The sequence below is a fragment of the Bacillus cereus group sp. BfR-BA-01382 genome (genome assembly GCF_022663475.1).
Lineage (GTDB): Bacteria > Bacillota > Bacilli > Bacillales > Bacillaceae_G > Bacillus_A > Bacillus_A thuringiensis_S.
In genome coordinates this window covers 38,217-62,860 of record NZ_JAKUFQ010000024.1, presented here as the reverse complement: position 1 = coordinate 62,860, position 24,644 = coordinate 38,217, and the positions used below count along the sequence as shown (strand labels likewise).

The following is a 24,644-nucleotide window of genomic DNA, read 5'->3' as shown; positions in this document are numbered from 1 at the left end:
CCGATTGGTCCCGTTTCTCCGGTTAGCCCGGTTACTCCGGTCAGTCCCGTTATTCCCGTTGAACCTGTTATTCCGGTCGGTCCCGTTTCTCCGGTTGCTCCCGTTATTCCGGTCGGACCTGTTTCTCCTGTTGGAATATAAATTGGTGGAAGAATCGGAAATGTAGGTCCAATATTTTCTGGCCCTATCATCCCCTTATTCAATGATAAATTGTCATTGCGTTTCAATTTAATACCTCATTCCACATGTTTTTTAATTCATACACATCATTATGATCCTATTATTAAAGAATGACTTTATAACTATTCTCTTTTTCTTCCCAAAGAATTATTACATATATTAAACATTTTACCGTTGCTATAACCGCTTTAATTAATATAATAAATAAATCATTCTATTTAAAAAGTAATAAATCTATAACATTCTTATTTAAAAAGATGAGGTGATTTATATTCAAGATAATAATGAAATTAGAAAAAAAGAAATAATGTCAATGGCCCTTGACATTATTTTCCCTTACAGGCTTACTGGGCCTACCGGAAGTACTGGACCTACCGGAAGTACTGGGCCTACCGGAAGTACTGGTTTAATCGTTACAACAAACTCTATGTTCGCTAATAATACATTAGGTGGTCCCATCTCTGTGATATTAGGTGGCACTAATATTCCTCTTTCTAATAACCAAAGCCTCGGTAATTTTACAGTTAACGCCTCAAACGATATATTTACAATTCCTGTAACTGGAAGATATCATTTAACCTATCAAGTTAATACGACAACCTCTCTACTTGCTGGAACAAGACTACTATTAAACGCTTCTACGCCAATTCCTGGCTCTATTTTTTCTCCCGCGTTATCAACTTCAAATTATAGTAATAATTTAATTACTAATTTAAATGCTGGTAATACAATTTCACTACAATTATTTGGTATATTATCCGTCGTGAATTTAGTTGGAGGCGGATCAACAGGTGCCTCTCTTACAATTATACGAATTGATTAAAAAATGATTCATTCTTTTTTATAATAAAAAATCTAAATACTCACTTAGTAAATGTTACTATAGTGATTAAGTAATAAAAACAAATTATACTATATCCATAGTAGAAAACATCTATACTAAATTTTCCGTATATATATTATCAATTTACACTTCCCCCAAGTCGATGTTACATTAAAGATGAAGATTGTTTCTCCTTTACAGACCATCTCAATATGTATTTGAGAAACATCTCCAATCCTATACGCGAGAGCAATACTATATTGACACTCAATTGAGTGTCTTTTTTTATTCAAAAAAATAAAACCATCTCTTATAGATGGTTTTAACAATACACATTTACTTTTACTCTTTATATTATTGCCAGCTTATAAAGCTGGATAATAAATAGTCATACTTAACCGAGTTAATGTTCTTCCTGAATTAGTATAAGTATGCGGTCTATCCGCCTTAAAGCGAATTGAGTCTCCATTATTTAACGTATATTGACAATCATTTATATCAATTTTCAATTCCCCTTCAAATACCGTTATAAATTCCTCAGTACCCTCTTTATGTGCTTCTGAACTTAAATTCCCTTCTGTTTCAATTTCAACCGTATAGATTTCGAAGTTTCTATCATCTTGGAAAGGAAATGAGGGATACACTTTATATCTCCCATTGTCTTCAGACAATGCTTGAACATCATTTCGTAAAATCACTTTCGTATCAGGCTGTGGATTATTAATTAAAGAGGTAAAGGATACTTTCAAACCATTAGCAATTTTCCATATTGTTGTTAGTGTCGGGCTTGAATCTCCTCTTTCAATTTGTCCAATCATCGTTTTACTTACACCTGTTAATTGAGAGACCTTTTCTAAACTTAATTTTTCTTTTTCACGTATTGATTTTAAATTTTTTGCCAGAATAAGTTGAATTTCTTCCATAAAAAACACTCCTACATTGTATACAATATAACGTCCGTTATGTATAATAAAAAGCACACGTTATATTGTTCTTTTTGATCATTATAACATACAAAATAATTAGGGGGTTTTAAAATGCCAATATTTTCTTTTTTGTTATTTGTTTTTATAAGCAGCTTCACACCTGGCCCTAACAATTTCTTAGCTATGACATACGCAAATCAACACGGATTAAAGAGAAGTATAAACTTTTGCTTTGGAGTAGCATTCGGTTTTTTCATCCTCACTTCTTTATGTAGTTTCTTTAATATTGTATTAATTAATATTGTACCTATAATTGAATTGCCTTTAAAGATTTTAGGTGTCGCGTATATGCTATATTTAGCCTTTAAAATAATCACTAGTAAAGGCAGTGCAGAACCCGATGAAAAAAATAATAAAAACTTATTTACAGTGGGTATTTTTCTTCAATTTGTTAATCCAAAAGGAATATTATTTGGACTCACCGTAGTCTCTACTTTTATACTCCCTTACTACAACTCATATTCAATTTTTCTACTTTTCTCATTATTCCTAGGTATAGTTGGTTTACTGAGTACATTTAGTTGGAGCCTTTTTGGTTCCATGTTCCAAAAAATTTTATTAAAACATAATCAATTATTTAACATCATTATGGCTGTTTTATTGATTTTCAGTGCTATTTCAATTGTTATTCACTAGCTATTAACTCATTCTGGATGCTTTTTATCCTCTTTTCTGTATACATCACATCAATATTATAATAATCTTAAAATGTTTTTATTAATAATCTATTTCGTAGTTTCACAATTTATGGATTGGGACTACGAAGTAAACTAGAATGTTTCTCACTAGATAATATTAATTTTGTTGTGTGCCGCTAGCTTAATAAAGTTCTTCAACATTATTCGCTTTAGTATTATACGATTGTAGGCAAAATGAAAACAATAAGTCTACAACATAGGTATTTTAAAATCTTTTTATAATTATAAAGAAAAAATACCGTATAATATAAATTACTGCTCTTTAGGAGGATCACAATGGCTGATAAGTATAAATTTTTAATTCTCATTGTTACCGCATTTTTTCATTCTTTTCTTTAATAAAAGATTTCCGCAACACTTCAAAAAGTTTCTTTTGGGGTAGTTTTTTAATTCTTACAAGCTTCATGATACTATTAATACATGCTCTAGATTTAACTCAAATACTTATTTATCCAAAGCAAATTGCGCTTGAATTTATTACAATACCACGTAAATTATTTTTGCCATCTGTCACTGAGGCCGCCAGTTTCCCTACAACACTAAGATAATAATTTGATTACGAGCTCTTTTTTAACCTAAACATACCATATACAAAATCCAACCTTAATCACTTAATTACTGATAAGAACCTAACTTATAAAACGCATAATAATTATACTCATTTACTAGTATACAAGCCGTATCTCTTAGTAGAAGCACAGCATAGAATACGATACAGGACAAAACCTTCAAAAAACTTGTCTGAGTTAATTCTCAAAAAGGGGTGAATATAAATGCCTATCGTTAAACCTTTTATAGCTGGAAGACGATTTGTAAGTACAGCAGCAACAGGAACTGCTGCTGGAGCAGATTTAACTTTTGCTAACACAGACTTCACTGATGACACTGGCGCTGTAACAACATTCCCTGCTTCTTATGCCTTTTTAACACTTTATATTAATGGTGTTATTCAAACAGGTGATACTATTACTGGTGTGACTACTACAGCTGCTACTATTGTAGGAGGAGCAGTCCTAGATGGAGGCACTCCTATTGCAATTGAATTTACTATAACGTAACTTGATTTATCTTTTTAGAGGTTTCATTAAAAGAAACCTCTAATTTTAAAAATTCACATCAATTTTAGTAGCAACTACATATAGTACATTGCATATACTAGATAGAATGATAGGAACTTATACTCACTCACAAAAAGAGCACTTATCTATAGTGACCTTTTATATGGCACAATAATTCTTCTCCTATTTGCTCTTAGAGAACCTACTAAGCAGTTAGCTAATTTAGCTAACTGCTTTTTCCATATATTATTTATAGCTTTATCCGTAATAGTAACGCTTGTGCACTATCTACTATAAATTTTCATATATTGTATTATGATTGTCCAAAACGTGAAGTTAATACTCACGCAATCTAAATACAAGAAAGGAGTGAAAATATGCGCTCATCAATTCGTAAATTCGCTAATTTTAATTGTGAAGCACAAGCACCTAGTACACTACCTGCCCTAGGTTTTGCCTTCAATGCTACTTCACCTCAATTTGCAACATTATTTACACCACTACTATTACCTAGTACAGGCCCAAATCCTAACATTACTGTCCCTGTAATCAATGATACAATTAGTACTGGAACTGGTATTAAAATTCAGATAGCTGGTATTTATCAAATTAGCTATACATTAACAATTAGCCTTGATAACGTTCCGGTAGCCCCGGAAGCAGCGCGCTTTTTCTTGACATTAAATTCATCGACTAATGTTATTGCAGGATCCGGAACCGCAGTCCGTTCTAATATTATCGGAACTGGTGAAGTCGATGTATCAAGTGGTGTCATTCTAATTAACTTAAACCCTGGTGATGTAATTCAAATTGTCCCCGTTGAAGTAATAGGTACAGTAGATATTCGTTCTGCAGCGTTAACAGTTGCGCAAATTCGTTAATAAAGTGAAACTTTAATCAGCCCTCACCAATCGAACTTTTACGGGCAGCCCGGCCCTCACCTAACTTCTTTGCTTCCACTGAATTTTGAGGTGGGGGCCTTACTGCTCGGCAAATAGCGGGATAAAAACAAAAGACTTGGCTAACTAACATTTAATGTTCCTTATACACACTAAAATATATTTTTATAGATTTGACACACATTTATATTAAACAAGCATATTTTATTGTATGTTGACTATATAGTCATACAAATCTAAAGCGTTCATAAAAGCACACTTATATGTGTGCTTTATTTTTAATTAAAACCTACAACATTCTCAAACAATATCCATATATTATCTTGATTTCTCTCTAAATATATAGTTTGTCTCAGAGCGCTATACTGCGCTCTTTTTATTTAAATCCCAATTTTTAAAGTTCGATTTTATGATTTACGTTATACACATGCTCCGCTACTTTTGAAACAAGGTATACATCTAGAACACTTCAGTCATAAAGATATGTTCATAACATTAAATCGCTATTCACATGTTTTGCCTGGAATGCAGGAGGATGCTGTTAAAATATGTAGTGAAAGACCATTAGAATAATAATATTTTCAAATATAAAAAAATGCGGTTTCTCCTCTCAAGAGAAACCGCAACATATCAATGCTTTTACTATATTTTAAACTGACTCGTATACAAATCAAAATAGAATCCTTTATCTTCCATGAGAGATTCATGATTCCCTCTTTCTAAAATATTTCCATCTTTTATAACAAGGATTTGATCTGCCTTTTCAATTGTTTTAAGTCGATGAGCGATCACAAAACTTGTGCGACCTCTCATTAAATTATTTAGTCCTGCTTGTATTTGTAATTCTGTTCTTGTGTCAATATTAGATGTCGCTTCGTCGAGAATTAATATATCTGCATCTGCTAAAATTGCTCGTGCAATCGCAAGAAGTTGTTTTTGTCCTTGACTTAAATTCGATCCTTCTGAAGCAATTTCTGTTTCATATTGATTTGGCAAATGCTTAATAAAAGAATGTGCAGATGCTGCCTTAGCTGCAGTGATGACTTCTTCATCACTAGCATCTAAGCGTCCATAACGGATATTATCCATAATCGAGCCTGCAAATAAATACGTATCCTGTAAAACTACTCCTATTTTACTTCGTAAAGAATTAATATCATAATCTTTTATATCTTTTCCATCAATATGAATTTGTCCTTGCTGTATATCGTAAAAACGAGTTAACAAATTAATGATTGTTGTTTTCCCTGATCCAGTCGGACCAACTAAAGCAATTGTCTCTCCTGGCTGCGCTTTAAGACTTACTTCTTTTAAAATCGTTTTATTTTCTGCGTAGCCAAATGAAACATTCTCAAGTACAACATGCCCTTGTAAATTTTGTACAACAAATGCGTCTTTTTTATTTTGAATTTCTGGTACCTCATCCATAATCTCAAAAACACGTTCTCCACCAGCAACTGCTGCTTGAATTGTATTCATTAAAGTCGCAAATTGACTTAACGGTCTTGAGAATTGACGAGAATAATTAATAAAAGCCGCAATAACACCTATTGTTGTCATTCCGTTTAAGACCATAACTGATCCAGTCCCAATGACAAGCCCCATACCTAAGTTATTAATAAAGTTCATACTTGGAAAAATAAAAGCTGAAAATGTATCAGCCTTCGTAGCTGAAACTCTTAGCTGTTCATTAATTTTATTGAAATTTTGTACAGTTTCTTTTTCTTTTCCGTACAACGTTGTAACATCCGCACCTGTAATTGCTTCCTCAATAAATCCATTTAATTCACCTAAATCTTTTTGACGCTTCGCAAAGTTTTTACCACTATATGCAACTAGTTTTTTTGTAACGTAAAACATAATAGGTACTGTAATTAAAGTTACAATTGCTAAAATCCAATTTAAGGCGAACATCGCAATCGTTACACCTATAAAGGTTAACGCTGATGAAATAATTTGTACAACACTTTGTGTCAAAGCTTGGTTCAAATTATCTATATCATTTGTCACACGGCTCATTAAATCACCTTGAGAACGTACATCAAAGAACCGTAAAGAAAGCGTTTGGATTTTCTCAAAAATATCTTGTCGTATTTTTTGAATTGTTTTTAATGCAACGTTAATCATGACAAACGTTTGTAACCATGTTAAAAGTACCGTTACACCATAAATCGCGATAAGTAACATACACATTCTTGCTGTACCACTTAAATCTTTCGGTACAATATATTGATCTATAATGACTCCCATAAAATATGGACCTAATAATCCAAGTAATGTAGTAACAACTACTAGAAATATAACAAACATAAGAGCAGCTTTTTGATAGCCCATATAATTCCATATCCGCATTACAGTTCCTTGAGCATTTTTAGCTTTTCCCATCTTTGGCGTGTTTCTTCTACCTTTATTAGCAAATTGTCCTTGAAAATTACGCATGTTCTTCCCCACCTTCTTTATACAAATTACCACCTTGGGAAAGATAAATTTCCTGATAAACCTCACTTTGTTCTAACAATTGTTCATGTGTACCATTACCAACTAATTCACCATTATCTAATACAAGTATTTTATCCGCATCCATTATGGAAGAAATTTTGGACGCAATTAATAAAGTCGTTGTGCCTTTATATTTTGTTTTTAAAGCTGTTTGAATAGTAGCCTCTGATTTCGCATCAACTGCTGATGTAGAATCATCTAATATTAGAATCGGTGGTTTTCTCACAAGTGCTCTTGCAATTGATACACGTTGTTTTTGTCCACCTGATAGATTTGTTGCACCTTGTGTTAAATTATATTGATAAGATTCTTCCAGCTTATTGATAAACTCAGTCGCACAAGCTGATGCAGTTGCTACTTCCAGCTCATCGTGTGTTGCATCTTCTTTACCATAACGTAAATTCTCTTCTATACTACCTGAGAACAACAACGCCTTCTGAGGTACAAAGCCTATTGAAGCACGGAGTTTTTGCAAATCATATGTTTTAACATCTATTCCATCTATACATATTTCACCTTGATCCACATCATATAGACGTGGTAACAGTTTCGCTAAGGTTGATTTACCACTTCCAGTCGATCCAATAATCCCTACTTTTTCACCTTTTTGTATGCTAAACGAAATATCTTTTAAAACATATTCATTATTTTTCGTATAGCTATAACTAACATTTTTAAATTCTATATTCCCCTCGATTTTCTCAGGTTCAATCGCATTCGCTTCGCTTATAATATCAACTTCAGTATTTAACACTTGCTTTACACGATCCGCAGATGGAAAAGCTCGCGCAATTTGAATAAATACCATGCTAATCGACATAAGTGACATTAAAATGATATTCAAGTAATTAATAAATGCCAAAATCGCTCCTACTTGAAGTGTTCCACTGAATACTTTTTCTCCACCAATCCATAATGTTGCAACAATCCCGCCACTTACAACTAGCATAATGATTGGCATCATTAAAGAAATAAGTTGCACAGCTCGAATATTTATCTTCGTTAAATTTGTATTTACATTTCCAAATTGAGCGATTTCATATTTTTGTCTTACATACGCTTTTATAACACGCACACCAGATAAATTTTCTTGTAACTTTGTATTCACTTTATCTAATGCCTCTTGCACCTTTTTAAATGTACCACTTGCTTTACTTGCAATTAAAATAATTGCAAGTAATAAAATTGGAACAACTACAAGTAATATTGGAAATAACTCTCGCGCTGTTACAAAAACAATAATTATACTTCCGATAAATAACAGTGGGCCACGAACGAGAACACGTAATGTCATCGTCATTGCCGATTGAATAGAAGTGATATCATTCGTCACAATCGTTAATAATTTACCTGTTCCAAATGAATCACGATTATTACTAGAAAATGTTTCTATTTTCGCAAACACATCTTTTCTTATGTCTGTAGCGAAATTAACAGCTGCTTTTGTAGAATACATCATACACCCAAGCCCTCCAACTAAACCGAGTGCTGCTGCCCCTATCATAAGAAGCCCCATTTTTATTACATAATTTAAATCCCGATTTGCAATCCCAACATCAATGATATGTTGCATAATAGTCGGTTGAATTAAGTCCATCGCAACCTCAAGTACCATAAATAGCGGTCCAATAATAGCGAAGAACATGTATGGTTTTAAATACTGTAATAACTTACGAAATGATTTCATACATAATCTCCTTTTCCCATGAAATTACCACTGAATAATTCATATCCCTCCTTATTTAAGCGATATATTTTGTAATTTCTTCATTACTTCTATTATATTATGTAAATTAATATTTAACATTATTAAATGATAAGCATTAATGACTTTCTGGTCAATAAATGTGCTTTATATTATGTAAATACAAAAACCGCATTCTTACTGAAAAGAATACGGTTTTTCATCTATATTTCTTCAATTGTAAAATTTAAAAACTCAGTCTCAAATCCCTTATTTTTAGAAGGACTACACGTGTAAAAACCTATTTTAATAGGCTCATTCCCTATATCCTCCATTAAATGAGTGATTCTTATTTGTTCCCATTGATGGCTCTTTTTCACATATATTGTATAATCACCACGTTTTCGAATAATTCGAAAACGAATTTGTTGCTTAGCTTCTTCAGTTGGATAATCTTGCGTTGACCAGTCAGAATATCCATTATTCGTTACGACAGCACCTAAGTGAGATGGCCCTTCAGGGATATATTCTAAAGATGTTTTTAGCCAACAGTTCTCCGAAATCATAACAAAAAGACCTGCTTGATCGAATTTTGAATTTGGATTCATACGTAACTGAACTTCAGCTTGAAAGTCTGTCATCATCTCATTATAAAATACATGACCATTCATTACTTCAAAACCATAATGTGTTTTAAGCCAAAAATCAGTTTCTGCTTTCGAACGGACAATAAACGCATGATTGTCATTAATCTTATAGTATTCAGGTACATTCATTATAGTGAGTTGCTCAATACGTTCTGGTATATACGATATATAAAGCATTTATATAGACATTTAAAACTCCGCTAATACTGGGAATTTATAACCTTTAAAATCTAACTCTTTATCACTTCGAACCATTAAATACTTACTAGACTGTAATTCTGTAAACTGTACATCCTCAATCCCTAATTGATCTGGAGAAAAATAAAATTCGATTTCCGTAAACCTTTCATTGATTTCTCCACATATTTCATCTAAAACCGGAAGTACTGGCGCAAATACTCCAAATAATTTCAACTTTTCATTGTCTACTTCATAAACGATTAAAGCATCTAGTTTCTCTGAATAATACAATTTCTCATTCCATTCCGAGTCATACATATTCAAATAAAATGAAGGACGGAAATTTAAAGTTGAAAAATTATTTGAAAGTCTTTGGCCACTATCAATAGTTTCATGTATTAACTGTCTATTCTCTACATTATAGTAATCTAATTTTTTAAGTAGTGAATCGTTATTATTGTTTTTATCGTATGGTATAGTCATCAAATATTCCTGCACAACTTTAAATCCAAACGCTGTATATAGTTCAGGTTTTTCCGTAAACAATAATGTACATTCACATTTCTTATCGATTTCTTCTATCATTTTACCCATTAATTGTTTCATTAGCCCTTGTCTACGGAAATTAGGATGTGTCATTACTGATTGAATACCCGCCGCATTTATTTTTTCTCCATTAATTAATAATGGGAGTGAAAATGCCGCAACATTTGCAATCACTTTATCTTCTTGTAAAAATGATAAAGCTTTATATGTATCATCCCAATACCCTTTATCCGAAAAATCATTCAATGTTTGAGTTGTAATTTCAAACACTTCTTCAAATAAAGGAAATAACTGCTCTCTTTTCGGTTCTTCTATTAGAAGACTTGCCATTTTTTCAACATTCCCCATGTTGTACCTCCAAATGTTAAATTCCATTAAATTAGATATACTTATATGACCTACTCTTAAAAATAGAGGTCTTACCAATCAATATACTATCATAAAACATAAAAAAAAAGTCTAATTAATTTTATGTTTTGACTATTTGAAAATAAGTCGAATAAAACAATATTAAGATTTTTGGATATTAATTAGTTTATTATATAAAAATAGCGCTTTCTAATTAGCTTTTACTAATAGAAATACACTATTTATAATAAAATATTTTTAGTCTTTTATCCCTTCAAGTCTTTCCTTCGTATTAATTTCTTCTCCACTTATACGCTTTTCAAAAGACTTTCTCCAACTACTTGAAAGTGCATTTACTTCTAATATCCTTTTTATCCCTTCAATATTTTGTTTTTCCTTGTGCATGATACGGTTAGCAAACGCTACTGAAACACCTTTTGGATCAGACTGTAGTCTTTTTAATGTATCGACTGATGATACCCATCCTTCTTTTAATACGCGAAAATAGAATCCTGTATATCCTGTTTCTTGAAAATATAGTGGTAACTTTGGAATATTATATTTTTTTGCTAATTTAAAACAAGGTTGCCTTGGTTGTGTTACCTGTACGATTGCCTGTCCTAGCTCAAACGTATCACCAATACAAACATCCTCTTCGCGCATACCACTAACTGTTATATTTTCTCCAAAAGCCCCATATACAAGATCTTGATTCAATTCTTGTTCCCAGTATGGATAGTGATCACCAGTATAAACACAAACTGCTTTATCTACTCCTCCATGATGAACTAAGTCCGCCTGTCCATCTCCATTAAACTTTACAAAGGATAAATATACCGGTTCCTTTACTTGTTTCTTATTTATGCCTGTATGAATTACTTTTCCGCCGTATGTAACCTCTTTTGGTAATCCTATATTTAAAGATAATAATCGATATTCATTAGCCATTCTATTTCCTCCTTTAAAGGTGTTACATGTATTTTCTCTCGATTAATTTTTACAACCCTCTCTGCTATATAAAGATGATTATAAAACCTCTAAAATCATTGTTCAATTCAATTTTTTATATAATAATGATAGGTATAACCTATTATTATACTTGAGGTGATTTCAATCGAATTACGACAACTTGAATACTTTTTAGCTGTTTCAAAAGAATTACATTTCACAAAAGCAGCTGAGAAATTAAATATTTCACAGCCTTCACTAAGTCAACAAATACGTGCATTAGAGCATGAAGTAGGAATGCCACTTTTCGATCGAATTGGTAAAAAAATATCTTTAACTGAAGCAGGGAAGATTTTATTATCACATTGTAAAACCATTTTTCATGAAGTCGAACAAGCTCGTTCAGCCCTTCAAGACCTAAACGGATTACAGCAAGGTTCCTTAACAATAGGGGCTTTGTTAACCGTCGTAAATTATTTACTACCACCAGCTATTTTAAATTTCAATAATTTATATCCCAATATAGAGCTTTCTGTATTAGGGCTTCGTACAGGAGATATTCGTGAAAAATTATTACAAAACGAACTAGATATCGGCATTACATTTCTCCCGGTGCAAGATAAAGAAATTATCTCCATCCCTCTATACAAAAGCGACCTTACATTGGTCGTGCCAACTGGTCATCGATTAGCTAAACGTAATCATGTATCTATTACTGAACTACAGAACTACCCTTTAATTCTTTTACCTAAAAATTTCTTTTTAACCGAACTAATTACATCTCATTGTCAAAAATTCAACTTTAGACCAAGACCAATTTTAGAAATTAGTACGATGGAATCTTTAATCCAAATGGTTTCTAAAGGAATGGGAATTACAGTGTTACCACAACCATATATAGACTTTTTACAAAATAAAAACATTCAAGCTATTAAAATAGAAAACCCTACTCCAATAATTGAAATAGGGCTTATTTATAGAAAAGATAAATATATGTGTGCTGCCACTCGAGAATTTATTGAGCAACTACAAATCACAGTACGTTCTTTCCAAAACTAAACAAAAGAGATTGTCCTATGAAATCGTTTCACAACGATCTAGTAGAATAATCTCTTTTCAAAAAAGTAAACATTGCATGTAAACTCTTATAAATTTTAATGTACCTTTTTAGATATTGGAATATATTTTGTAAAATATGCACCAACTAGCAATAATACAATTGAAAATAACCAAGTAAAAACACCGCCAAAATGAAACCAATATGCAAACATATTTAATATTGCGAGTGAAAAGAAACAAATAGAAGTTAGCGCACTTTTCAATCCTTTTATCTCGGATTTTTTTCTCTTTTGATAAGCAATATACATCGCAATAACAAGAAAAAAGATAAGAACAAATGGTAACATAACTTTTAGCATTGGTAATCCCTCCAGTGTATATGCACTCTTTATATTACCATCTTATCCCATTTATCTTTTAGGCATCAATTTATTCTTATCTTCCCTCCAAAAGTCAGTATAAGTTTTATTTTTAAAGTTCACATTCACCTCAGAAAACGGCATACTTCCTCCAACTTTCAATGAGTACAAACCGGGAAATCATTAACGATTCCCCAATTTTTCAAACTATATTAAAGTATCCCCTTTTCCACTAAAGTCTCTGCGATTTGAACTGAATTCCAAGCCGCACCTTTCAATAAATTATCGGAAACAATCCAGAGGTGGAATCCGTTTGGCGTATCAGGATCTTTACGTATTCTTCCGACAAATGTATCTATTTTCCCTTCTGCATATAATGGCATTGGATACAGCTGTTCACTAGGGTTATCCTGCAAAATAACACCTGGTGCATCCATTAATACTTCCTTAATTTCCGCAACGGTTGCTTCTTTTTCCAGTTCTATATAAACCGATTCTGAATGCCCTGATACGACTGGAACACGTACACAAGTAGCTGCCATTTTCAAGTTTTCATCTTCTAATATTTTCTTCGTTTCTTGAATCATCTTTACTTCTTCAAAAGTAAAATCATTGTCTGTAAATATATCTACTTGAGGCAGTACATTAAACGCTATTGGATAATGTTTTTTATCTTTTTTCGCCGGTAATATATCACTTTTCACTTCTTTACCAGCAAGCATAGACTTAGCCTGCTCTTGTAATTCATGAATCGCATGAATGCCAGAACCCGATACAGCTTGATATGTTGAAACGATAATTCTTTCTAAACCGAATGATTTTCGAATCGGCTGAAGTGCAGTTACCATCTGTAATGCTGAACAATTTGGAACTGCAATAATACCTTTATGCCGCTCTAAAGTATGCGCATTCACTTCCGGAACAACGAGCGGTACACCTTGTGCCATTCGGTACTCACTTGTGTTATCAATTACAATCGCACCACTAGAAACTGCATGAGTTACAAATTGTCTAGATACTTCTCCCCCAGCACTAAAAAAGGCAATATCTACACCTTCAAAGCTAGTTGTTTTTGCCTCTTGTATAATTATCTCTCGTCCTTTGAATCTTACTTTCTTACCGGCGGATCGTTTTGATGAAAGCAATGTAACTTCAACTATATTAAACTTCATTTCATTCTCTAACAGTTCAATAATTTTTTGCCCTACCGCACCTGTAGCCCCAACAACAGCTACATGATAGCCCTTTTTGATCATCTTTTCTCCTCCAATATCACTTGAATGAATATTTCCACAATTTTATTTTATACGGAATTTAATCATTTGGAAAATTAAAATACATGATATAATCATTCACAAATCATGATAATAAAAGAGGGATCGCTTATGGAAATGAGACATGTTAAAACATTTTGCGCCATTGTGAAGTATGGTAATTTTTCTAAAGCTGCTCATGCGCTAGGTTATGCGCAATCTACTGTTACAGCACATATGAAAGCTTTAGAGAACGATTTACATATTCCTCTTTTCGATCGGTTAGGGAAAAAAGTGCTACTTACAAAAGCAGGTCATCAATTTCATCCTTATGCATTAGAATTACTTGCAATATATGAAAAAGCGCAAGAAATCCCCCAAAATACAGATTATTTAGAAGGTACATTAAGTATTACATCTAATGAATCATTAGCGGTATACCGATTACCACAATTATTACGTACTTACAAACAGAAAAATCCGAAAGTAAATATCGTACTTGAAACAAACACAAATGAACAAGCATTACAAAAATTACGTGAAGGAGAAACAGACGTTGTCTTCATAATTGGAGAAAGTATAGAACATAATGATTTTATTACGCGTACTTTTAGTAATGAAACATTTGGATGGATTTTACCAGCTTATTCCGCTGCACACGCAAATCCATTCCAGTTATTACAGGACACCCAGTTCATTTTTACAGAACAAAGCTGCGGCTATAGGCCAATGGTAGATCGTTTTTTACGTCAAAGTGGAAATATTCCAGCTAAAACATTTGAAACTTCCAATGTTGAAGTCATTAAACAATCCGTTATGTGTGAATTAGGCATTTCAATTCTTCCTTATATCGTTGTACAAGAAAGTTGCCAAAAAGAACAACTATGTTTTCAGCCTATCGAAACTCCAACCATTATTCAAAGTCATGTAATCTATCATAAATCCAGATGGATTTCCCCGGTATTACAGTCGTTTCTTTCCTTACTTGAACGAGACTAAAATATTAAGACGTACATATAAAAAGAGTAATTGCCTAATAAGCAATTACTCTTTTTCATTAATTAGTATACTATTTATTAGTCTGTCCCCCGCCTGCAATTAATTTACTACCTGAATATGTACCTTTGTTCATAAACACTTGATTAATTAATTCTTTTTGCTCAGCTTCCGACATTACTCCTTTTCCTTCTCCTAAATTCCCGCTTTGTAATTTCCAAATCTTATTGTGATCTGCATCAACTTTTTCATATTTTCCTTGTTTCCATCGTTCTAAAATTTCTACATATGTACTTCCCTGTACAAGATCATTACTCTTTACAATATCAATTAAGCTTTCAATCCGCTCTTGTGTAATAAAAATATAGCCCCACTTTTGATCAGCTTTCGCTTTTTGATGTGCCATTTCATGTAATGCTGTCTGTATGTTCTCATCTGTCCATTTAAAATTTTTATTAAAACCACTATTCGGCAATGAATAATTGCCATTTTCTAAAAGCTTTGCATCTTCTGCTTTTACATTACTATCAGCTAATACTTCTACTGCTGGAGCAGCTGGTGATGCCTTTTTCGCAGCTGGTTTACTATTATTTAAATAATACAGCATACCATATGTTAAACCTACTCCAATTACCGCCATACCAGCTAGAATACCTATTATTTTAAATAGTGTTTTCATCGCGCTTGTTTCCTCCCAAATATCTCTGTTCTTACTACCTAATTACTTCTTATATAAAAACTGTTCCTTCATTCAAAATATCGCATCCCATCCCCTATCATATTATTTATATATACTTCCTCATATTGTATTTCTTTTTCTTTAAAATTGAAAGATTATTCTGTTAAATATTGAAAATATTCTACAAATTTTCCCTTTATATTTATAAAGAAACAAAAAACAACGAGCGCGATAAATAACACTCGTTGTTTTTACTTTATGCACGATTTTCTTTTAACCACTTCGTAATAGCATCTAACCTCGAAACATCAAAACGTCTTTCTTCACAAACATTTAAACTGTTTAAATTCTTTACAATTTCTATTTCATTCGATTTTACACTTTTCGCCTCAATTAATTTACAATACCCATCTGTAACAGAATTTAAATTTTCATAATAACACTGAAACGATTTTGATATATGTAAATGTTTTTCAAAGTTTCTCCTTCTTTTCGTTTCATCAGATACTTTCCGCTTTCTAAGTTCTTCATCGTTCGTATATAAATAAAAATATTGATCCGGAAAACCAATTTCCCTATTTATCATCTTTTCTTTATAAAAATTTTCTATTAAAGATAATGGCTGATTAAATAGATCAAAATGAAAACACCAATTATAACTAAGTGGCTGATATATATCGCCATCGAGTATTACTAATTCATATTGCTCTGACTTCTGAACAGCTATATTCCAGCGCTCAACTTGTTTTTCAAAATACCATGTTCTATGTTCATTTTTTGGCCTTTCAAATAAAGAATTGACTTCAGGTATTATATAAGCACCATAATTCTTTTCTAATTCACGGCACGTGGTACTTTTACCAACAGCGCTTGCTCCCTCAAATGCTATTATCCCCATAGTTTCTCCCTCTTTCATTAACTAAAATTTCGTTGTTTCGCTTTTCTTCCCCATAACTTTCTCCATAAAACAATTGAAGCGACAGTGAGCATGATTGTTGTAATGATACTACCTTCAATTCCGAACGTGCCTCCATGAAGGAATTCGGGGCCATTTGTTGCAGGTTTAAATAGCGGAGTTGAATATATGGTCATCCCGCTAACTGCAAAACCGTAGACATTATATTGTGCCCAATTCCAAATGGAATGCCATGCGCAAATCCCCCACAGACTACTGTCTTTTAAAACGTAAAAAGCTGCAAATACACCAACTAATATTATATTCGATATTGAAAGAATTGTAATACCTGGATTAAGTAAATGAAGAAAACCAAATAAGAAAGATGTCACAACAATCCCAACCCATATACGACTTCTAACAGAAAGAACCGAGAATAACCAACCTCGTACAATAATTTCTTCCGTTGCCCCTTGTATTAAAAATGCAACTAAAGAACCTACAATACCCAATATAGCGGTTACTGTAATTTTTTGTATTTGTAATGTTACAACTCCTGCTAATAGGAGTAAAATTACTGGTATTGAAATGAAAACAAATCCTATTAATGTACCTCTCAAATATTTTCTTATCCATTGATTTCTCCAAAAACCAATGGATGAAAATGATCTTTTCTCTACAAATCTAATCCATAAAAACACAAAAAATATTGCGCCGCCAAACGTTAATATCATCTCAATGTCGCTATAAATCGCCTTCATAAAAGTTGTTTCTGCTTTCGGTAAAATCAGCATAAACAACATAAATAATTCACCTAAAGTTAAAAATATAATCGCGAGTATGACAGCAAAAACAGGATGAACTTTTCTTCTTCCTTCTTTTGCTGCTTCAATTATTTTAAATTGTTTATTTTGCAATATTCTATCCTCCTAATTATGGTACTCATCAGCAATATTAAAATAATATTTAGCCTTTTATTTAAACTTATTTTTTCATATAAATGATTTTTGTTTGGAATAAATCCAAATTAGGAATAATATATAAATAAAAGAGGTGCCTTTGTGCCTTTACTATTATCACCCAGATTACTCAGTGGTATTACCAGCACTTGCTATTTCCCACCATTTGTTGTAAGATAGTAATTAAGGTCAATTTAACACTATATTCTCTTTGCATATTATCAAGTATCAATCAGGGACAGTTTGTACTCCTTATGGGTTTTTGATAATATGTGAAATTTTATTTTCATTCAAATAAGGCCGATCATATTGTAATTTTTCTACTTTTAGGAGGCATTACCATGACATTAACAGGTAAAGTAAAATGGTTTAACAGCGAAAAAGGTTTCGGTTTCATCGAAGTTGCAGACGGTAACGACGTATTCGTTCACTTCTCAGCTATCACTGGCGACGGCTTCAAGTCTCTTGACGAAGGTCAAGAAGTTAGCTTCGAAGTTGAAGAAGGTAACCGCGGACCTCAAGCTAAAAACGTTGTAAAGCTATAATTCAAACAATAAAAAGGTTGTTACCAGCAAGGTTAACAACCTTTTTAATATATAACTAAAATTTTTTACATAAAAGGAGTGGTTACATGTATCGCAATCGAAAGAACGATGTAGCAGAAGTACCACCAGAACAAACCCCTGTTTGGGAATGTGAATCAGAGGATTGTTTAGGATGGATGAGAAAGAACTTTTCATTTGAAGAAGAGCCTAAATGCCCTTTATGTAAAAGTAGCATGAAAAGCGGAGAACGTTTATTACCTAAATTAGGTTAATTTATAATAAAAAAAACCTCTTTTAATTAAGAGGTTTTTTTATTATAAATTTATGTCCTCAACATCAGTTCGCACTATAGAATACAATAATGCATCGTGTTGCTTATTTCCTTGATGAATATATCCGCGCAATAGCCCTTCCTTTTGGAAGCCAATTTTAGATAACATTCTACAAGAAGTAACATTTTCAGGATATGTAATAGCTCCAATTCTAAACAAACCTAAATCTTTAAATCCATAATCAATAATTTCTCCAGCTGCTTCTGAAGCATAACCATTTCCCCAATAGCGAGGATGCAGATCATATCCAATCTCAGATCGTTTACTCCATAATTGTAAATTGTTTAGTCCAATTGTTCCTATTAAAACGTTCGTTTCTTTTAACACAATTCCCCATCGTATTGCCTTTTTCTCAAAGTAATTTTTTGAAAAAGATTCGATCATACGTGAAGCTTGTCCAAACTCCGTAAAAGAATTCATACCGTAGTAACACGTCACTTCATCCAATGAAAAGATTTCATATATTTTTTGACAATAAGATTGTTCTATTTCAACTAAACGTAAGCGTTCTGTTTCTAATATAGGAAATGCCATAGGATCACTCCTTTCTCTCTACTCATTCATTATATCAGAAAAAATATGTATAATTAGTAAAGTCCTTATTGTTCCATAAATCAAACATTTCTAATGGCACATTCTCTCTTAATTCTATATACACGAATTAGATACCTTCTGATTGCACCTCAAACATGACGCTATAATTTCCATAAATCGAATTTTAAATTATCAAGAACTGTAAAGAAATTGTTTCTTCATTTTCTCCTTCTAAACAACCAACCTACCCCATACATTTATGGTAAAATATAGTTAATATATTATTTTATTGTGGAGGTGTAAATTTCCTATGTATATATTCATCGGCTTATCCCTCTTACTCATATTACTTATTTTTTTATTCGCAAAAAAATTCACACCAAACTCATTCATGATGACTAGCTTTAAAGGCAATAGCTTTAAGACATTTTCAATCGGTATTTTAATCGCTGCCATACTCTCACTTTCATATGGAACTTATCATGTAGTAACATTTCAACCTAGTTATTTAGATATTAAATTTAAAAATCAAAACTACACTATTTTCGGTAATGTAGGCGAATTCGGTTATTTCTCCGAAGAATTATTAAAAAAAGATACAGAAGTTCAACTATATTTCGTCTCTTGGAAAACAAGGCAGTTAAAAAATCCGGTAATACTTATAGAATATCCTTCAGGAAAACAAGAAACATGGGAGCCAAATATCGTATCAATACCGATAAATAAGTTACAAGAAAAACATGATATAAAAGATATTTATCAACTATCACCGTATTCATTTAAAGAGTCTGGAGAAATAACATTAACAATAAAAGAAAACAATGTAAAAAACAATACAATTTCCATTCAAATAAAATAAATAAAAACTGTTCCTCCATTTTGCTGAAGGAACAGTTTTTATTTATTCTACAGTATTATTCATTTAATGTAGCCATTATTTCATTGGCTATATTCTTTCCATTTCCAATACACGCACCAATTCCGACACCATAATATGAGGCACCAGCTAAATATATATTTGGATAAAGATTCGTCATTTTTTCTTGCAATGCTTGAACCGCTTGATTATGTTCTAAATGATATTTCGGCATTAAATCTTTCCAATTTGTAACTTCGACTACTTCTGGTTCACCTTTAATTCCGAGACTCTTTTCAATATCATATAAAGCTACTCGTACTAATTCTTCTTCACTATAATTTTTGATTGTTTCATATACCGGATTGGTGCTCTTATAAAACATTCTTACCAATAATTTTTGTTTACCGGATGTATGTTTCCACTTTCGACTTGTCCATGTACAAGCATCACAATGTAAATCACTGTTTTCCGTTACAATAAACCCTGTGCCGTCAGCTGGTAGTTGTTCATCTAGTATGTCAAATCCTAAGTAAATACTTATAAGAGATGAGTTTTTAAATGTATTAAACTGCTCATTTAACTCATTAGACTGTAATAAAGTTTGTGCTATATCATGCGGAGCTGCTAAAACAACATAATCAGCTTGTATTGTTTCATGATTTACAAAAGAAATCTCATATCGATCTTCTTGTTTACTTACAGCCGTCGTTATAGCACCTTTTTTTACGACAGTTTCAGTAAGCACTTCTTCTAAGCGATTAATTATCGTAGATAGTCCACCTTTAAATGATACGAATTTTTTATTTCCTGCTGATTGAAATTGTTTTTTATTCTCTTCAAAACCTTTAATAATACTTCCATACTTATTTTTATAATCCAGTAAATACGGTAATGTAGATGCCATTGTAAGCTCATTCAATTTACCAGAATATACGCCTGAAAGTACAGGAGCAATTTGTCTTTCCACTAACTCTTTCCCTAAGAAACTTTCTAAAAATAGAGCAAGTGATGTATCTTTCGTAAACTCTTTATTTTTCGTTATGAAATCTTTTAAAGCTACGATTTTCCCTTTCGTTGAGACTATCGTACTGCTAAACAAAGACTGGACGCTCATCGGTATCCCAAATATAGTATCAGAAGGAATCGGATGTAACATGTTTTCAGAATATATGTAAGAAATACCCGTTTCATTATATACCATTTCATCTTCTAAATTTAAATCTTTTACAAGTGGCATAACATATTCATTACGAGCAACGATTGAATCCGCTCCTGACTCCATAATGAAATCCTTTTCTTCCACACTATGGATTTTACCACCTAAATACTCTTCTTTCTCAATAAGAATTAAATTTAAATCGATATTATAATCCTTTTTTAATTTTTCTAAATAAAACATAGTAGAAAGTCCCGTTATACCTCCACCGATAACAACAACTGTTTTCATATGTGCTGCGCTCCTAACCGATACAATTAATAATTCCTTTTTATTATAACCAAAAGTCCTTATATTCGACTAGCAAGTTGCGCATTCTGTAAGAAATTAGACAATATATTTGAATATATTTTCAAATTACCTAATAAAAAAGAACTATAACATATACAAACCACGTCATAGTTCTCTTTATTTTAAAAACATAAAGTAATTGATTAATTTGTCTAGTTCTTGACTCAATGCCAATACTTTTTCATGTTGAATTCCATAATCCGATACTAAATATAAAAGTTCTTCTTTTTTTATTTCAATTACTTTTTCTAATTTCGCTAGTTCCATGTCGTTTTACATCTCTCCAAAAATAAAATGTATGTATTTCAGTATAGCCTACTTACATAATTAGTAAAAGTAAAATACGCATGTAAAATCTTACAAATTTGAAAAAATAATATACTACTAACAAAAAAGAAACTAGATTAAGCTCCCTCTTACAGATTATTGACGTTCATTAAGAATTAATAACATACCGGAATTTTTCTAATGTTATATCTTTATAATCTGGAGCTCTCTTTATATGATTAAAATAACTATATGAGAATTTAAATACATGACCAAAATCCCAATCGAATTCACTATAGTCTTTTATCCAAAATATATTTTCAGTTGGTAAAATATTTGCACGTTTAGATTGAATTAAAGGTAATCGATCTATAGGTGAGTGTAAAGTTATTCCCGTATTCAGCTTGAGCTTTTGGCTAGCTCGTAGTACGTATACTAGTTTTAAAAGCGGGCGTATCCCTCGTTGAAATATATCTATATGCCCTAAATCGTACATTATATTAATTGCGTGGGAGTAAGTAAGCAAATGCCCAATTAAATCATGATGCGATTCCGCTCGATAAATACTATTAAATTTCGATAACTCATTTAAAATGAACTGAGATACTTGTGTTGGATTACTCAATTCACTTTTTATCTCATCTTCAAAACTTAATTGTTTTACTTCTTTCGTCGTATAACCAATCCACGATCTACCTGGAATTGTTTTTCGAAATGATAAAATAAGAGTAGTAATCCCTTCAATTGCTTGATTATCGCCCCATTTTTGTAGCTCTTTCATAGCCAATAAACTTAATGACGCATAAATGACGTTATGCCCCACCCAATGAAGTTCATCAATCGTTTGTTCTAAAGATTTTATAATCATATTCTCCGCAATTTGAAAATCTATTTCTTTTTTATCATCAATCATCTCACCAATTTTTTTCTTGTTCAGCATCATCCTTGTTTGCGAATACATATTACGAGCTGTTTCTTCATTAATATTATTATCTTTCATAAAAAAATAACTAGCAATTGCAGCTGCTCCAAAATGCGCATGCCAAATATCATTTGTTTCTTTTTTGCATTGAGAAATAATTGAAAGGCCGCCTTTTAAAATACTTTTGTTTTCCATTTTCTATCTCCCCTAATAAAGTGAAACTTTAATCAGCCCTTACCAATCGGGCATTTATGGGCAGTTAATCCCCCACCTAACTTCTTTACTTTCGCTGAATTTTGAGGGAGGTCTTACTGCCCGTTAATGCAGGATAAAAATCACTATATTTTCACCCTAAAGATGGTGTCAGTACAAATAAAATGTGATTCGATTCATCACTTTTATTCAAAAATCGATGCTTCACATTCGGTGGAATACGTACAACATCGCCTTCTTCTAAAAAATATTCTTTTCCCTCCAATTCCACATACACTTCCCCTTTCATAACAACAGCAATCTCTTCCTTATCTTCATGGGAATAATGGCTTTCTGTTGTGTTTGCTTGTTTATTTAAATCCATCATTAGCATTTCAATACGTGCTTTCATAAAATCAGGTGTTAATACATCATATACAATGTGATTATTGTTTTCCCGATATACTTTTTTTCGATCTTTTTTCTTAGAAATGAGCGAATCTGTATCAATTTCGTTAATAAAAAGTGTAAACAGCGGTACATTTAATGCTTTTGCAATTAATTCCAAAACATTTAAAGAAGGATTAGCATGCCCTCTTTCAATTTGGCTAATTAACGATGTACTAATCCCTGCATAATCAGCGAATTCACGAATTGTCATGTTATTTTTCTTACGGTAACTTAATACCGTTTGTCCAAGCCTATCATGTATCATAGTAAAAATTCCTTTCGTCCATCATAATGCATGTTTCTTTGTCTTTGTGCTGACATACTAAACAAAGGCAAATAATCCTTCCCTATCATCTCTGGGACTTATATACTTACTTTTGTACATTATATCGTATTAAGTTTATTATAATAAACATTCTATCGGAGGGACAAACTTTGAAATCACCTATTCTTTCATATTGCATCTTATTTTTTGGTGTATTCGCCTTATCAACTTCTGCAATTTTTGTAAAATTGGCAGATGCTCCTGCTACAATCATTGCTTTTTACCGATTATTCTTTGCCACACTGATTCTGTTACCGTTATTACTATTTAATAAAAATAGTCGAAATGAGCTAAAAACTTTAACGAAAAAACAATGGGGATTCGGATCCATATCTGGGCTATTTTTAGCTGCACATTATGTACTTTGGTTTGAATCATTACAATATACTTCTGTAGCAAGCTCTACAGTTATCGTAACGCTGCAACCTTTGTTCTCAATGATTGGTGTTTATTTTTTATTTAAGGAAAGATTTACGAAAGGAGCGGTTATTGGTTGCCTCATCGCTATTTCAGGTAGTATCGTTATTGGCTGGCAAGATTTCCAAATTAGTGGAGCAGCTTTATATGGAGATATTTTAGCATTTATCGCTGCCGGTATCATTACTGCTTATTTTTTCATTAGCCAACACGTTCGTAAAGATTTGGCACTTATACCATATTCGGTAATTAGTTATGGAAGTAGTGCTGGCTTTCTTGGCATATTTGCTTTCACGCAACAAGAATCTTTCATCCATTATTCTACACAAACTTGGTTGTGCTTTATTGGATTAGCTTTCATTGCTACAATTTTAGGACAAACCATTTTTAATTGGTTATTAAAATGGATGAGTGCTACTTTAATTTCCATGAGCATTTTAGGAGAAACAATTGGAACTTGTATACTAGCGTACTTTATATTACATGAGACCATTTCTTTACAACAAGGACTAGGAATTACCGTTATTTTTATTGGTTTAGTATTATTTTTATTACAGCCAAATTCTAATAAAAAAGCATGACAGTATACTGTCATGCT

At 32.1% G+C, this 24,644-nt stretch carries 27 protein-coding genes and 2 pseudogenes; 11 read left to right on the top strand and 18 right to left on the bottom strand.

Features of this window, described 5'->3' with window-relative positions; all coding sequences use genetic code 11:
- The coding region (locus tag MR160_RS12570) for an exosporium leader peptide-containing protein (RefSeq protein WP_242297425.1) at positions 1 to 227 on the bottom strand (227 nt) is incomplete at its 3' end.
- 215 nt (positions 228 to 442) lie between these two features.
- Here MR160_RS12570 and MR160_RS12565 point away from each other — a divergent pair.
- The gene (locus tag MR160_RS12565) at positions 443 to 1,003 is read left to right on the top strand and encodes a BclA C-terminal domain-containing protein (protein ID WP_044783926.1); all 561 of its coding nucleotides are present in this window, start codon (positions 443 to 445) and stop codon (positions 1,001 to 1,003) included.
- A 365-nt stretch (positions 1,004 to 1,368) separates the two neighbouring features.
- Here the strand turns inward: MR160_RS12565 and MR160_RS12560 are convergent, their stop codons facing one another.
- Positions 1,369 to 1,926 (bottom strand): helix-turn-helix domain-containing protein, encoded by a 558-nt coding sequence (locus MR160_RS12560; RefSeq protein WP_000391292.1) that lies wholly within the window; start codon positions 1,924 to 1,926, stop codon positions 1,369 to 1,371.
- Positions 1,927 to 2,040: 114 nt separating this feature from the next.
- Here MR160_RS12560 and MR160_RS12555 point away from each other — a divergent pair, with 114 nt between their 5' ends.
- From MR160_RS12555 to exsF, 4 genes and pseudogenes are all read left to right on the top strand, one after another.
- Positions 2,041 to 2,625, top strand: a complete 585-nt coding sequence (locus MR160_RS12555; RefSeq protein ID WP_001121279.1) for a LysE family translocator — start codon at positions 2,041 to 2,043, stop codon at positions 2,623 to 2,625.
- A 338-nt stretch (positions 2,626 to 2,963) separates the two neighbouring features.
- A pseudogene (locus MR160_RS12550) lies at positions 2,964 to 3,235 on the top strand (hypothetical protein).
- Positions 3,236 to 3,460: 225 nt separating this feature from the next.
- Entirely contained in the window at positions 3,461 to 3,745 is a 285-nt protein-coding gene (locus tag MR160_RS12545; protein WP_001123247.1) for a DUF4183 domain-containing protein, read from the top strand.
- 377 nt (positions 3,746 to 4,122) lie between these two features.
- Positions 4,123 to 4,626 (top strand): exosporium protein ExsF, encoded by a 504-nt coding sequence (gene exsF, locus MR160_RS12540; protein WP_001257874.1) that lies wholly within the window; start codon positions 4,123 to 4,125, stop codon positions 4,624 to 4,626.
- 660 nt (positions 4,627 to 5,286) lie between these two features.
- On the opposite strand, the gene MR160_RS12535 is transcribed toward exsF, so the two are convergent.
- The 5 genes from MR160_RS12535 to MR160_RS12515 all read right to left on the bottom strand — a co-directional run bounded on the left by MR160_RS12535 (position 5,287) and on the right by MR160_RS12515 (position 11,496).
- Positions 5,287 to 7,083, bottom strand: coding sequence for an ABC transporter ATP-binding protein (locus MR160_RS12535; RefSeq protein WP_001243568.1), 1,797 nt, complete (start codon positions 7,081 to 7,083; stop codon positions 5,287 to 5,289).
- Positions 7,076 to 8,830, bottom strand: coding sequence for an ABC transporter ATP-binding protein (locus MR160_RS12530; protein ID WP_000834778.1), 1,755 nt, complete (start codon positions 8,828 to 8,830; stop codon positions 7,076 to 7,078). The genes MR160_RS12535 and MR160_RS12530 overlap by 8 nt, the downstream gene beginning before the upstream one ends.
- Before the next feature lie 221 nt (positions 8,831 to 9,051).
- On the bottom strand, positions 9,052 to 9,651 hold the full coding sequence (locus tag MR160_RS12525; protein WP_000965798.1) for a DUF1349 domain-containing protein: 600 nt from the start codon (positions 9,649 to 9,651) through the stop codon (positions 9,052 to 9,054).
- Between the two features lie 12 nt (positions 9,652 to 9,663).
- Positions 9,664 to 10,548: a GNAT family N-acetyltransferase gene (locus MR160_RS12520; protein WP_000528682.1), complete on the bottom strand. Its 885-nt coding sequence runs from the start codon at positions 10,546 to 10,548 to the stop codon at positions 9,664 to 9,666.
- A gap of 258 nt (positions 10,549 to 10,806) precedes the next feature.
- Positions 10,807 to 11,496 carry an MOSC domain-containing protein gene (locus MR160_RS12515; protein WP_001263005.1) on the bottom strand — a complete coding sequence of 230 codons (690 nt, stop codon included), beginning with the start codon at positions 11,494 to 11,496 and terminating at the stop codon, positions 10,807 to 10,809.
- Positions 11,497 to 11,652: 156 nt separating this feature from the next.
- On the opposite strand from MR160_RS12515, the gene MR160_RS12510 reads away from it, so the two are divergent.
- Entirely contained in the window at positions 11,653 to 12,555 is a 903-nt protein-coding gene (locus MR160_RS12510; RefSeq protein WP_000623400.1) for a LysR family transcriptional regulator, read from the top strand.
- A 95-nt stretch (positions 12,556 to 12,650) separates the two neighbouring features.
- Here MR160_RS12510 and MR160_RS12505 read toward each other — a convergent pair whose 3' ends face one another.
- The 3 genes and pseudogenes from MR160_RS12505 to MR160_RS12495 form a co-directional block, all read right to left on the bottom strand.
- Positions 12,651 to 12,914: a hypothetical protein gene (locus tag MR160_RS12505; protein ID WP_000921855.1), complete on the bottom strand. Its 264-nt coding sequence runs from the start codon at positions 12,912 to 12,914 to the stop codon at positions 12,651 to 12,653.
- A gap of 51 nt (positions 12,915 to 12,965) precedes the next feature.
- Positions 12,966 to 13,082 (bottom strand): annotated as a pseudogene (locus MR160_RS12500) (C45 family autoproteolytic acyltransferase/hydolase); the annotation flags it as partial.
- Between the two features lie 44 nt (positions 13,083 to 13,126).
- Positions 13,127 to 14,170: an aspartate-semialdehyde dehydrogenase gene (locus tag MR160_RS12495; RefSeq protein WP_000591706.1), complete on the bottom strand. Its 1,044-nt coding sequence runs from the start codon at positions 14,168 to 14,170 to the stop codon at positions 13,127 to 13,129.
- Positions 14,171 to 14,299: 129 nt separating this feature from the next.
- Here MR160_RS12495 and MR160_RS12490 point away from each other — a divergent pair, with 129 nt between their 5' ends.
- Positions 14,300 to 15,166 (top strand): LysR family transcriptional regulator, encoded by an 867-nt coding sequence (locus tag MR160_RS12490; RefSeq protein WP_000425889.1) that lies wholly within the window; start codon positions 14,300 to 14,302, stop codon positions 15,164 to 15,166.
- 70 nt (positions 15,167 to 15,236) lie between these two features.
- Here MR160_RS12490 and MR160_RS12485 read toward each other — a convergent pair whose 3' ends face one another.
- The 3 genes from MR160_RS12485 to MR160_RS12475 all read right to left on the bottom strand — a co-directional run bounded on the left by MR160_RS12485 (position 15,237) and on the right by MR160_RS12475 (position 17,654).
- The gene (locus tag MR160_RS12485) at positions 15,237 to 15,842 is read right to left on the bottom strand and encodes a PRK06770 family protein (protein WP_000853597.1); all 606 of its coding nucleotides are present in this window, start codon (positions 15,840 to 15,842) and stop codon (positions 15,237 to 15,239) included.
- Positions 15,843 to 16,098: 256 nt separating this feature from the next.
- Positions 16,099 to 16,758 carry a nucleoside/nucleotide kinase family protein gene (locus tag MR160_RS12480; protein WP_003309476.1) on the bottom strand — a complete coding sequence of 220 codons (660 nt, stop codon included), beginning with the start codon at positions 16,756 to 16,758 and terminating at the stop codon, positions 16,099 to 16,101.
- Positions 16,758 to 17,654 carry a CPBP family intramembrane glutamic endopeptidase gene (locus MR160_RS12475; protein ID WP_001180192.1) on the bottom strand — a complete coding sequence of 299 codons (897 nt, stop codon included), beginning with the start codon at positions 17,652 to 17,654 and terminating at the stop codon, positions 16,758 to 16,760. The genes MR160_RS12480 and MR160_RS12475 overlap by 1 nt, the downstream gene beginning before the upstream one ends.
- A 383-nt stretch (positions 17,655 to 18,037) precedes the next feature.
- On the opposite strand from MR160_RS12475, the gene cspD reads away from it, so the two are divergent.
- Complete coding sequence (gene cspD, locus MR160_RS12470; RefSeq protein ID WP_000176366.1) at positions 18,038 to 18,241, top strand: cold-shock protein CspD; 204 nt, start codon at positions 18,038 to 18,040, stop codon at positions 18,239 to 18,241.
- A gap of 86 nt (positions 18,242 to 18,327) precedes the next feature.
- Positions 18,328 to 18,513, top strand: coding sequence for a cold-shock protein (locus tag MR160_RS12465; RefSeq protein WP_000286203.1), 186 nt, complete (start codon positions 18,328 to 18,330; stop codon positions 18,511 to 18,513).
- 42 nt (positions 18,514 to 18,555) lie between these two features.
- On the opposite strand, the gene MR160_RS12460 is transcribed toward MR160_RS12465, so the two are convergent.
- Positions 18,556 to 19,107, bottom strand: coding sequence for a GNAT family N-acetyltransferase (locus MR160_RS12460; RefSeq protein WP_000885387.1), 552 nt, complete (start codon positions 19,105 to 19,107; stop codon positions 18,556 to 18,558).
- Positions 19,108 to 19,417: 310 nt separating this feature from the next.
- On the opposite strand from MR160_RS12460, the gene MR160_RS12455 reads away from it, so the two are divergent.
- Entirely contained in the window at positions 19,418 to 19,966 is a 549-nt protein-coding gene (locus tag MR160_RS12455; RefSeq protein ID WP_000275242.1) for a hypothetical protein, read from the top strand.
- Between the two features lie 55 nt (positions 19,967 to 20,021).
- On the opposite strand, the gene MR160_RS12450 is transcribed toward MR160_RS12455, so the two are convergent.
- The 4 genes from MR160_RS12450 to MR160_RS12435 all read right to left on the bottom strand — a co-directional run bounded on the left by MR160_RS12450 (position 20,022) and on the right by MR160_RS12435 (position 23,569).
- The gene (locus MR160_RS12450; RefSeq protein ID WP_242297423.1) at positions 20,022 to 21,413 is read right to left on the bottom strand and encodes a protoporphyrinogen oxidase; all 1,392 of its coding nucleotides are present in this window, start codon (positions 21,411 to 21,413) and stop codon (positions 20,022 to 20,024) included.
- A 177-nt stretch (positions 21,414 to 21,590) separates the two neighbouring features.
- A complete protein-coding gene (locus MR160_RS12445) occupies positions 21,591 to 21,740 on the bottom strand; it encodes an aspartyl-phosphate phosphatase Spo0E family protein (protein WP_000417698.1) in 150 nt (49 codons plus the stop codon).
- Between the two features lie 169 nt (positions 21,741 to 21,909).
- Positions 21,910 to 22,857, bottom strand: coding sequence for a hypothetical protein (locus tag MR160_RS12440; RefSeq protein WP_000428903.1), 948 nt, complete (start codon positions 22,855 to 22,857; stop codon positions 21,910 to 21,912).
- A gap of 151 nt (positions 22,858 to 23,008) precedes the next feature.
- Positions 23,009 to 23,569: a helix-turn-helix domain-containing protein gene (locus MR160_RS12435; RefSeq protein ID WP_000581034.1), complete on the bottom strand. Its 561-nt coding sequence runs from the start codon at positions 23,567 to 23,569 to the stop codon at positions 23,009 to 23,011.
- Positions 23,570 to 23,739: 170 nt separating this feature from the next.
- Between MR160_RS12435 and MR160_RS12430 the strand changes: the two genes are divergently transcribed.
- Positions 23,740 to 24,627, top strand: a complete 888-nt coding sequence (locus tag MR160_RS12430; protein WP_000841798.1) for a DMT family transporter — start codon at positions 23,740 to 23,742, stop codon at positions 24,625 to 24,627.
- The last annotated feature ends 17 nt before the right edge of the window (positions 24,628 to 24,644 follow it).